Below are 12,238 nucleotides of genomic sequence, written 5' to 3' on the forward strand. Positions count from 1 at the left end.
ATTATATTTTTGTGACTAATTTACAACGAAACGCCACGTTTCCATGGAATAAAATCGTTATTACCGTGCAGAACTGCTTTTGAAGCTACTTCTCCACTAGCCACCTTAATAATATGGTCTAATATTTTTTCTCCCATGGTTTGGATGGTGTCTTCGCCAGTAATAACAGTACCTGCATTAATATCTATAATATCATTCATACGCTCGTATAAACTAGTATTGCTCGACATCTTTAAAACAGGCGCCACCGGATTACCTGTTGGTGTTCCTAAACCTGTAGTAAATACCACAACGTTACAGCCTGAACCGACTAAACCCGTTGTAGATTCTACATCATTTCCAGGTGTGCACAATAAATTTAGACCCGATTTTGTAACCTGCTCGGTATAATCTAAAACAGCAACAACGGGAGATGTACCTCCTTTTTTTGCTGCTCCTGCAGATTTCATGGCATCGGTAATTAAGCCATCTTTTATATTTCCGGGTGAAGGGTTATTTTCAAAACCAGAACCTACGGCTACAGCTGCTGCTGAATAGGCACGCATTAACCCGTAGAATTTTTTAGAATCTTCATCGGTAACACATCTATTAATAATGTCTTGTTCCACACCGTTTAATTCTGGAAATTCAGAAAGTACAGGACTTCCGCCTAAAGCAACCAATAAATCGGAAGCATAACCTAAAGCGGGATTCGCTGAAATACCAGAAAACCCATCGGACCCGCCACATTCTAAACCTAGTACAAGTTTACTTAATGGTGCTGGTTTACGGACTATTTTATTAGCTTGCATTAACCCTAAAAAAGTATGTTTTACAGCCTCCTCTATTAATTGGCGTTCGCTAGAACTGTGTTGCTGTTCTAAATAATGAACCGTTTTTTTACAATTAGGGTCTATAGCATTAATAGCGCTTTGTAACATTTCTATTTGCGCATTTTGGCAACCTAAACTAAAAACGGTTGCTCCAGCAACATTTGGGTTTGTAATGTAACCCGCTAGTAACTTGCAAAGTGTTTCGGAGTCTTGACGAATACCGCCACAACCACCATCGTGCTTTAAAAATTTAATACCATCAACATTCGGGAAGGTTCGGTTTTGTTCAATTTCTTCCTTAGTTGTTATAATGGGTGTATTTAGAATATCGGTATCAGAACCTCCTGCTTTATATTGCTTAATTAATGCATCGGTATCTACAGCGAAATCTTTTTTGGTTTCGTAACCTAATTGTTCTGAAAGTGCCCCTTCCAAAACATCAATATTTCTGTTTTCACAGAAGGTTAACGGAATTACTAACCAATAATTGGCTGTACCTACTTTTCCGTCTTCTCTGTGATAGCCGTTAAATGTGCGATTTTCAAAAGCAGAAGCATCAGGAGCCGACCAAGATATTTTTTCTTGTGAAGCGTTAAATTCCGCGGAAGCGTGTTTTACATTTTCAATAGTAATAGCCGTTCCTCTTTTTATAGGTAACACAGCTTTTCCAATTAAAACACCATACATATAAATGGCATCGCCCACTTTAAAATCGTACAAAGCAAATTTATGTTTTTGCTTAATACCTTCTTGTAAAGTAAACGTTTGACCTGCAACATCTATAAACATGCTTTTTTGCAAAGGCGTAATGGCGACAATAATATTGTCTTTAGGATCTATTTGTACGTAATTATTAGACATCTTCTAATTGAAATTTACGGTTGCTTTTATAACACCCGTTTCTGGTTTTAACCAACTATCAAAATTGGCTATCATTTCTGTAAAAGGTACGCTGTGTGTAATAAAAGATTCTGTCGGAAATTGATCTAATACACTAATAACGTGTTCAAAATCTTCTGTTGTGGCATTTCTGCTGCACATTAAAGTCATTTCTTTGGCGTGTACTTTTGGATGTGTGTATGTTAATTCTCCTTTGGAAAGCCCTACTAAAACAAAGCGTCCGCCGTGAGACATATAATCTGGACAAGCTTCTAAAGCAAATTTATTTCCCGAAGCATCGAATACAGCAGTGGCTAAATCGCCATTTGTAATCTCTTCAATTTGCTTTACTGGATCGTTACTCACATTTACAACATAATCTACACCTATACTTTCTTTAGCATATTTTAATCGGTCTTCGTTCATATCCAATGCAATTACTTTCGCGCCTGCAATTTGTGCGAGTTTCATAATACCAATCCCGATAGGACCGCAACCCACAACCACTACAGTTTCTCCTGCTTTAATATCTGCTCTCCTAATAGCATGAGCGCCAATAGCTAAAGGTTCTACAATAGCCATTTGATCGTTTGAAAGATTATTGGCAGGTAATAATATATTAGCAGGAACGGTAATTTGTTCTTGCATACCACCATCGGCATGTACACCTAAAACGCGAATATTTGTGCAACAATTAGTTTTGCCGTTTCTACAAGCAATACACTCGCCACAGCTTACATAAGGCATAACCACAACTTTATCTCCGGCTTTGATTCCTTTTGCATTTTCATCGATTTCTAAAACTTCCGAAGCTAATTCGTGTCCTAAAATTCTTGGATAAGTAAAAAAGGCCTGATTACCACTGTAAGCATGTAAATCGGTACCACAAATGCCTACTTTATTTATTTTTAATAAAGCTTCCCCAGCTTTTCTAACGGGCGCCTCTTTTTCTTTTAAGATGAATTCTCCGGGTTTTTCGCAAACTATATATTTCATTTTTTGTAGATAAAATTTCTAATAAAACTATTTTTTTCTATTTAACACTTACAGTTAACAATAAGCATTAAACACTATTTGTAATATTCGATAAAGTTCGTTGATAAAAGTGTTTTGGGTTATAGTATATGTTCTAAAAGCTAGAACATATGTTATAATTTTAAATCCATCAATAAGAAACACAAAGTTAATAATCTAATTTACAGTGTTTTAAGCAAAAACATCAATAACACGTATATTCTAGTTAAATTAAAACACCTAGTTTTTCTCTGTTTAATTTATATATTTGTTAGTATGACGAACAGCTTCAATAAACAATACAAAAAGAGAAAATACAGCAATCTAATAATTTATTTATTATTGATAACTGTATCGTATTGTTATGCCCAAAATACGGTAAAATTTGAACATTTTACAACTGAAAATGGGTTATCACAAAGTGACGTTAATACCATATTTCAAGACGACAACCTTTTTATGTGGTTTGGTACGCATGACGGATTAAACAAATATGATGGCTACAACTTTAGAATATTTAAACCAGATTCTAAAAATCCAAAGAGCATAAGCAGTAACTTAATTTGGAAAATTATTGACGATAGCAAAGGGAACTTATGGATTGCTACAACAGGTGGAGGTTTAAATTATTTTGATAAACAAACTGAAGAGTTTAAATCTTTTAAAAGTGACCCAAACAATCCGGATAGTATAAAAAGTGACCATATTAGAGTGCTTTTTCGTGATAGCAGCCACAGATTATGGGTTGGTAGTAATGAAGGTATAGATATGGCTGATCTCTCTAAACCAATAGACTCTTTAAAATTTGAACATTTCAACCTCTATCAAAACAGTTCTAAACCAACAAGGTCTAAAAACAATATAAGCACAGTTTATGAAGATAGTAAACACCAAGTTTGGTTTGGAGGCATTAACGGTTTATCAAAATTATCGAGAGATAAAAATGGAGATTTTTATTTCCATCACGTTAACAACCTTATCAATTTACCCTATTTTGATGTAAAAACGATAAACGAAGACAGTTATGGTAATTTAATTTTAGGCACCAATGATGGATTATATCGATATGTTGTTAATAGTGACATTGAAGAGGTTCAATTAATAGGTAAAGGATCATACAATGCCGTTTCTATAAATGATAATCATATTTGGGCAGGAACAGATGATGGTCTTTTGGAGTTTACTAATTTCTCTGAAACAAAAACACCAGAGTTAATTGGCAAATATAAATACGACCCCAAAAACCCTAGCTTTAGCTTGAGTAAAAATGCCGTAAGATCCATATTTATTGATCACGCGGGCATTGTATGGGTTGGAACTAATGGTGGTGGTATTAATAAAATTGACCCGTACAAAAAGCAATTTAGTCATATTAAAAATAGCTTAGACCCTGGTAGTTTAAGTAACGATAAAGTGCGCTCCATTTTTGAAGACAGCAACCAAAATTTATGGATTGGTACCGAAGGTGGCGGCTTAAATTTTTTGAATAAAACAGCAAATGACAATAATTACAATCAATTTCATCATTTTATAAAACTAAGTAAGGTATTTGCCCTTGAAGAAATACAATTAAAAGGCTCCAAAAAACTACTTATTGGTGGTGAAGGTTCTCCTGGGTTATTTGAAATAGACTTATCAGATTTATCAAAAACCAATCAATTAAAAGATAGTGACTTAAAACCCTTAAAACAGTTTCCAAACGGTGTCTTTTCTTTGCTTCAAGATAAAGATGGAAACATTTGGATAGGCACTTACAATGGTGGTATACATAGACGATTAATTAATGAAGACGGCATTAGTTTTAAGAAAGACATACTCTCTAACAATCCAAACAAGAAATTTAGTGTTTCTAACAATATTATTCGTGATATTTTTCAAGATTCAAAAGGAAACATTTGGTTTGCTACAGGTAATGGTTTATCTAGATTAACGCCGGATCAAATTCATGTAAAAAATCCAAAATTCAACATTTACAAAAACAATCCAAAAGACAAAACATCTATAAGCCACAACTATATTTTAACTGTTTTTGAAACCAAATCTGGGGATATCTATATTGGGACTTTTGGAGGCGGATTGAATAAGCTGATTGTAACAGATAACAAGATTAGTTTCAAAGCATATTCTGAAAAAGATGGACTGCCCAATAATGTTATTAAAGGGATTTTAGAAGACGATCAAAAAAACCTGTGGCTCTCTACAAATAAAGGATTATCAAAATTTAATACCGAAAATGAAACCTTTCAAAATTATGATGTAAATGATGGTTTGCAAAGCAACGAATTCAGTGAGTTATCTGCCTTTAAAACTAAGGACGGTAAAATGCTTTTTGGTGGTGTAAACGGATTTAATGCATTTTATCCAGAAGACATTATTAGCAACAAAATAAAAGCAGAAACTGTACTTACTGCCTTTTCTATTTTTAACAAACCCGTTTCTATTGGTGAAGAAATCAACGGACGCGTAATTTTAAACAAATCTATAAACTCCATAGACGAGATTGAATTAAAATACATTGAAAATAGTTTTTCCTTCGAATTTGCCGCACTACACTATGCCGCCTCTAGTAAAAACAAATACGCATACAAACTTGCAGGCTTTGATAAAGACTGGATTTACACAACATCAGACAATCGATACGCCACATATACCAACTTAGAACCAGGAACTTATACACTAAAGGTTAAGGCATCAAACAATGATAATATTTGGGATGAAACTCCTGTAGAATTACGTATTAATGTAATTCCACCGTGGTGGCGTACCAATGCCGCTAAATTTCTTTACTTGCTAATCGCTATAGGTCTTCTTTTAGCTTATAGAAGGTATACTATTATACGTTCTGCTAAAAAGCATCAATTGGAACTCAACCAATTTGAGAAAGAAAAAAATGAAGAAATTCACCGTTTAAAACTGGAATTCTTTACTAATATATCGCACGAATTCAGAACGCCATTAACCCTAATAAAAGGTCCATTAGATTACCTAATAAAAAAAGGCGAAACCATCAGTCCTAAGGAAACCAAGGACCAGTACGGAATTATGCGCAAAAACACCGACTATTTACTGAGGTTAATAAACCAATTATTAGATTTCAGAAAAATGGATCAGGGTAAAATGAATCTGAATTTAAGTAAAAGTGATATTGTTGAATTTCTAAAAGAAATAGGAGAACCTTTTCAATTTTTAAGCAAAAAGAAGAACATCTTTTTTAAAATAGATGCTTCAAAACATTCCATTTTAACTTGGTTTGATCCTGATGCTGTTGAAAAAATAATAAATAATTTACTATCAAACGCATTTAAATTTACTCCGGAAGAAGGTGCTATCAGCTTAGATATATTTGATGGTGAAGATTTCATTGAACCTGAAGGCATTTCAATGGATATAGAGCAATCTAAATACATTGTAATTCAAGTTAAAGATTCTGGTCCGGGGATACCTGCACATAGAATTCAACATATTTTTGAGCGCTTTTATACCGAAATAGGTATCACTAAACAAAAAGACACAAAAGGTACTGGTATTGGGCTTTCTTTCACGAAAAATCTAGTAGAACTGCACCAAGGCATTATAAAAGTAATTAGCGATTCGGAAAATGGATCGAAATTTATAGTATGGCTGCCAAAAGACAAGGAAAATTTTAATACGAACAATGAAACAAATTTTCATGAGGTTTTTGAATCCAACACTTTCCTTACTAAAGAAGATGCCGACTCTCATGCCATAAGTTTTATGAATGATATTGTTGACCAAAACATATCGAGATCACGATCTAAGCTGCCGATATTATTAATTATAGATGATAATGCAGATATTAGATCTTTCATTAAAAAAGGATTTGGAGAGAAGTATTATGTTTACGAAGCAGAAAACGGATTAAAAGGATTAGAATTAGCAAATAAATTTATGCCTAACATTGTAATTACAGATTTAGTTATGCCTGTTATGGATGGTATAGAATTTTGTAATCAGCTTAAAAGCTCTCAAGAAACTAGTCATATTCCTGTGGTAATGTTAACCGCAAAAACATCTCAAGAAAAAGAAATTGAAGGTCTAAAGACTGGTGCAGATGCTTATATAAGAAAGCCATTTGATTTAGAACTTTTGGAGTTAAAAATTTCGAATATTTTAAAACATCGTGAAGAATTAAGAAAGCGTTTTAATAGAGATATTACTTTACAACCGAATGAGATTACAGTAACATCTTCCGATGAATCTTTCCTTCAAAATGCTATTGAAATTGTTGAAAAACACATGATGAATTCAGAATTTAGCGTTGAAATGTTTGTAAAAGAAATGAATATGAGTAGAAGTAACTTATATTTAAAAACCAAAGAACTTACCGGGCTTTCATCGAGTGAATTTATTAGAAATATTCGTTTAAAACGCGCTGTACAGTTATTAGAAACCAGCGACCTTTCTGTTAAAGAAATCATGTATATGACTGGTTTTAACACGGCTTCATACTTTTCTAAATGCTTTAAAAAGCAATTTGGAGTTATCCCTAGCAAGTACATAAGTCTTTCAGATTCTGATGATGCTAAAAAAGGGGAAACAGATGCTTAAAACATTTGTTACCCTTTAAAAACCATCTGTGATTCGCATTTAAATGTAGAAATATCAAATTTGTATTGTAACTTTTTCTAAAAGTTTTCTCACGAGTCTCTATTAGACTCGTGATCAAAAAAAAAATACTAATTTTATTTCTATACGTGAAACATGAAAATTAAAATCTGTTTTTTATTTTTAATAGTTGCTATTTCTTCATGTAACAAAAAGGTTGAAAAAGAAGCTTCTAAAGTAAAGCCAAACATCGTCTTCATTTTTACCGACGACCAAACTTACTCTTCTATTCATGCACTTGGGAATAATGAAATAATAACCCCAACAATGGATTTGTTGGTTAAAGAAGGAACCACATTTACAAATGCTTACAACATGGGAGCTTGGAGTGGCGCCGTTTGTGCTGCCTCTAGAGCCATGTTAATTTCTGGTAGATCTGTTTGGAATGTAAATAACTTCAGAAAAAATTGGATAAAAAAAGACTCCTTAAATAAAACCTGGGGAAAACTTCTAGAAACAAATGGTTATGATACATACATGACAGGGAAATGGCATGTAGATGCACCTGCAAACCAGGTTTTTCAACATACCAAACATGTGCGTCCGGGAATGCCAAAAGACACTTGGGATCATTGGAAAATGGTTGCAAAATTCGATTCGCTATCTAAAACAAAAAATCCAGATTACGAGGCTATTATGCCTAATGGTTATAACCGACCAAAATCTATTAACGACACCACTTGGAGGTCTTTTGACACGTCTAAAGGTGGTTTTTGGGAAGGCGGAACACATTGGAGTGAAGTATTAAAAGATGATGCTATATCTTTTATAGATGAAGCAAAAACTAAAGACAATCCCTTTTTTATGTACTTAGCTTTTAATGCCCCTCACGATCCAAGGCAAGCACCAAAAGAGTATTTTGATATGTATAACTTAGATAACATATCGTTACCTGAAAGTTATTTGCCAAAGTACCCTTTTAATGAGGATATTGCTAGCGGTATAAATGTTAGAGATGAAGCCTTAGCGCCATTTCCAAGAACTGAATTAGCTGTAAAAACACATACCAAAGAATATTACGCGAGTATTACACACGTAGATGCACAAATAGGTAAAATAATTGAAGCGCTTAAAGCTTCTGGTAAAATGGACAACACCTATATTATTTTCACTGCAGATCATGGTTTAGCTATGGGAAGACATGGTTTAATAGGAAAACAAAGCTTATTTGACCATAGTATTAGACCACCAATGATAATTCTAGGACCAGATATCCCTAAGAATAAAAAAACAAATGTAGATGTGTATTTGCAAGATGCCATGGCCACTTCACTAGATATTGCAGGTGTAGAAAAACCAAAGTATATTGAGTTTAATACTTTTTTAGACATTGCCAAAGGTGCTAAGAAAACTAGTAATTACCATGCTATTTACGGTGCTTATAAAGATGCCCAAAGGATGATTAGAAAAGACGGATATAAACTTTTGGTATACCCTAAAATTGAAAAAGTATTGTTATTCGATCTTAAAAAAGATCCCGAGGAAATACATGACATTTCTAAAAACCCTGAACAAAGAGAACGCGTAAAAACATTATTCAATCAACTATTAAAGCTTCAAAAAGACATGGACGATCCATTAGACATTTCGGCTTTAAATAAAACATTATAAATTTTTATAAATAACCCATGCAAAAATTTAAATTAAGCTTTTTAATATTTATTCTATCCTTCTCTGTTTTTGCTCAGCAAAATGATTGGGAGAACCCGAAGGTTAATCAAATTAACAGGCTTCCGGCAACCGCAACTTTTTATAATTTTGATAATGAAGCCCAAGCTATTTCTGGAGAAAGAGAAGCTTCTAGCCAATATAAAACATTAAACGGCGATTGGAAATTTAAATGGGTGGCTACGCCTGCTGAAGCCTCTAATTCTTTTCAAGAAACAAGCTATAATACATCCAAATGGAAAACCATAGATGTACCATCAAACTGGGAAATGAGAGGTTACGGGACTCCTATTTACACGAATTCAACTTATCCGTTTTTTAGTGATTTCCCATATATAAATAACTCCGATAATCCTGTTGGACACTATATTAAAACTTTTGAAATCGATGAGTCTTGGAATGAACAAGATATCATTCTTCATTTTGGAGGCGTATCTTCTGCATTCTATGTTTGGATAAATGGTGAGTTTGTTGGTTATAGTGAAGACACGCGTTTACCATCAGAATTTAATATCACTAAAAACATCAAAAAAGGTAAAAATACAATTGCTGTTAAAGTTTATAGATGGTGCGACGGTAGTTATTTAGAAGCACAAGACCATTGGCGCATGAGTGGTATTGAAAGAGAAGTTTACTTAAAAGCCGTGCCTAAAGTACGTTTATCTAACTTTTTTGTTAGAACAGAATTCGATGACGCTTACAATAATGCTTTATTACAAATAAGACCAGATTTTATAGCCAATATTACAGATAAGTATATTGAAAAAGTAGGCCATTTTGGAGATAATCCTTTAAAAACTACGGTTGATAATTGGACCTTAACAACCAAACTAATCGATGCTGAAGGCTATACAGTTGGCAATAACAACGCATTAAAATTAGGAGATTATTTTGGAGAAAGATATCCGCAGCGTGATAATGTCTATTTCGGTTTAATTGAAACTGAAGTTAAATCGCCTAGAAAATGGTCTTCTGATGATCCATATTTGTATACACTTTTATTTGAATTGCAAGACGATAAAGGAAACACCATTCAATACTCTAGTACAAAAGTTGGTTTTAGAGAAATTGAAATTGATGATAAAGGCAGATTTTTAGTTAACGGAAATTCTGTAAAAATGATTGGTGTTAATAGACACGATCATAACATGAAAAACGGAAAAACGGTATCTAGAGCAGATATAGAAACCGATGTTAAACTATTAAAGCAATTTAACTTCAATGCCGTACGCACCTCCCACTACCCTAACGATCCTTATTTTTATGATTTATGTGATAAATACGGAATCTATGTTATGGATGAAGCAAATCTAGAAACACATGGTATTCGTGGGAAATTAGCAAATGAGCCAAGTTGGGCTCAAGCTTACTTAGAGCGTGCTATTAGAATGGTGGAACGTGATAAAAACCACCCAAGTATAGTAATGTGGAGTTTGGGTAACGAGTCTGGAATGGGGCCAAATCATGCGGCCATGTCTGGTTGGATTAAAGATTTTGACCCAACACGTTATATTCATTATGAAGGTGCCCAAGGTGATCCCTCTCATCCAGACTACAAACAAAAGTTTTTTAAGAAAAACCAAGGCAACCCAACAGATCCATCTTGGGTAGATATGCTAAGTAGAATGTACCCTTCACCACAAGACTTACAAGATTTAATAGACCATACAAGTCCAATTGATAACCGACCTGTTGTAATGTGTGAATATGCTCATTCTATGGGGAATTCAACTGGTAACATGAAAAAATATTGGGATGTTATTTATAAAAACGACAGAGCTTTAGGTGGCTATATTTGGGATTGGATCGACCAAGGCATTGTGAAAACAGATGAAAACGGTGTTGAATTCTTAGCCTATGGCGGCGATTTTGGAGATAAACCAAACTCAGGAAGTTTCTGTATAAATGGCGTTATAGCTTCAGACAGAACACCAAAACCAGCCATGTACGAATGTAAAAAAGTAAATCAACCTGTAGAAATTTCTGAAATAGATGCTCAAAAAGGTGAGTTTAAAATCTTAAACAGACATCATGCCATCAACTTATCTAAATACGAGTTGTCTTGGAATATAACAGAAAATGGTGTGGTTATAAAACAAGGAACGATAGACCAATTAACAACAGCTCCTTTTAAAACTAGTGCATTAAAAATAAGCTACAAAAAGCCGAAATTAAATGCAGCTAGTGCTTATTATTTCAATATTGAAGGTAAGCTAAAATCAAATGAATTATGGGCTAAAAAAGGCTATATCGTTTTTAATGAACAGTTTAAATTAAATTATACTGTTAAAGAAGCTACCACCGTAAAAAGCGCCTCAGCTTTAAACATCATTGATAAAGAAAACGCTTTAACTGTTGAAAACAAAAACATTAAACTTCAAATAGATAGAGAATCCGGTTATATCACTTCATATATATCTAAAGGCACATCATTAATGTCTTCACCTTTAAAATTAAACTTTTGGAGAGCTGAAACAGAAAATGATGAAGCATATAGAAAAGCAACTAAAAAACAAAACGAATTAGATTGGATGCATGCTGGCGATCAATTTAAAGCTGAACAAGTTACGGTTGTTAAAAATGAAAACGGAAAAGCTATAATAGATGTTCTAGGTACCATTGAAAAACCAAAAACGGAAGTTAATTTACAATACACCATTTTAGGAAATGGCCAAGTAAAAGTATCATACACCGCTAAAATTAACCATGGAGCCCCAAATGTACCGCGTATAGGTATGCAATTCGATATCCCGAATACATTCCAAAACGTAACGTATTTAGGCAAAGGACCACAACCAAATTATGCAGATAGAAGTTATGGTGCACATGTTGGTTTGTATTCTGGAAATGTAAACAGCATGAATTACCAATATGTTTATCCAGAAGAATACGGAAACCGTACAGAAATAAGTTGGTTTAAACTAGAAAACCCAAAAGGTAAATCGGTGTTAGTTTCTGGTAAAGACAAACTAAATTTTAGTGTAATACCATATAGCACACAAAATCTACAAGAAGCAAAACACACCAACGAATTAGTTAATAGAGATGTTTTTACTGTCAACATCGATTTAAATCAAACAGGTGTGGGTGGCGATGATACTTGGTCTCCAGGTGCTGAACCTCACGACGAATATTTAATAAAACCTGGTACATATCAATATCAATTCTATTTATTGCCTTCAGACTTAAAAACAACAATAAAAAATCCAAAATCGATTAAATTTTAAACCCTAATTGAA

General features: G+C 33.6%; 5 protein-coding genes. 3 read left to right on the forward strand and 2 right to left on the reverse strand.

All coding sequences use genetic code 11. The features are described 5' to 3' along the window. Window positions 1-20: 20 nt before the first annotated feature. Complete coding sequence (locus BM246_RS02190) at window positions 21-1,673, reverse strand: UxaA family hydrolase (RefSeq protein WP_074935598.1); 1,653 nt, start codon at window positions 1,671-1,673, stop codon at window positions 21-23. A gap of 3 nt (window positions 1,674-1,676) precedes the next feature. Further along, window positions 1,677-2,687: a zinc-binding alcohol dehydrogenase family protein gene (locus BM246_RS02195; RefSeq protein ID WP_074935599.1), complete on the reverse strand. Its 1,011-nt coding sequence runs from the start codon at window positions 2,685-2,687 to the stop codon at window positions 1,677-1,679. Window positions 2,688-3,047: 360 nt separating this feature from the next. Here BM246_RS02195 and BM246_RS02200 point away from each other — a divergent pair, with 360 nt between their 5' ends. The 3 genes from BM246_RS02200 (at window position 3,048) to BM246_RS02210 (ending at window position 12,226) form a co-directional block, all read left to right on the forward strand. Beyond that, window positions 3,048-7,274: a hybrid sensor histidine kinase/response regulator transcription factor gene (locus BM246_RS02200; protein WP_231961802.1), complete on the forward strand. Its 4,227-nt coding sequence runs from the start codon at window positions 3,048-3,050 to the stop codon at window positions 7,272-7,274. A gap of 153 nt (window positions 7,275-7,427) precedes the next feature. Then, the gene (locus BM246_RS02205) at window positions 7,428-8,942 is read left to right on the forward strand and encodes a sulfatase family protein (RefSeq protein ID WP_074935601.1); all 1,515 of its coding nucleotides are present in this window, start codon (window positions 7,428-7,430) and stop codon (window positions 8,940-8,942) included. Window positions 8,943-8,959: 17 nt separating this feature from the next. Next, window positions 8,960-12,226, forward strand: a complete 3,267-nt coding sequence (locus tag BM246_RS02210; protein WP_074935602.1) for a beta-galactosidase, LacZ type — start codon at window positions 8,960-8,962, stop codon at window positions 12,224-12,226. Window positions 12,227-12,238: the final 12 nt, after the last annotated feature.

Origin of the sequence: Algibacter lectus, from assembly GCF_900112395.1 — a bacterium.
GTDB classification, from domain to species: Bacteria; Bacteroidota; Bacteroidia; order Flavobacteriales; family Flavobacteriaceae; genus Algibacter; species Algibacter lectus.

Coding starts and splice junctions, on each gene's coding strand:
- BM246_RS02190 (WP_074935598.1), bottom strand. CDS start 1,673: ATGTCTAATAATTACGTACAAATAGATCCTAAAGACAATATTATTGTC.
- BM246_RS02195 (WP_074935599.1), bottom strand. CDS start 2,687: ATGAAATATATAGTTTGCGAAAAACCCGGAGAATTCATCTTAAAAGAA.
- BM246_RS02205 (WP_074935601.1), top strand. CDS start 7,428: ATGAAAATTAAAATCTGTTTTTTATTTTTAATAGTTGCTATTTCTTCA.
- BM246_RS02210 (WP_074935602.1), top strand. CDS start 8,960: ATGCAAAAATTTAAATTAAGCTTTTTAATATTTATTCTATCCTTCTCT.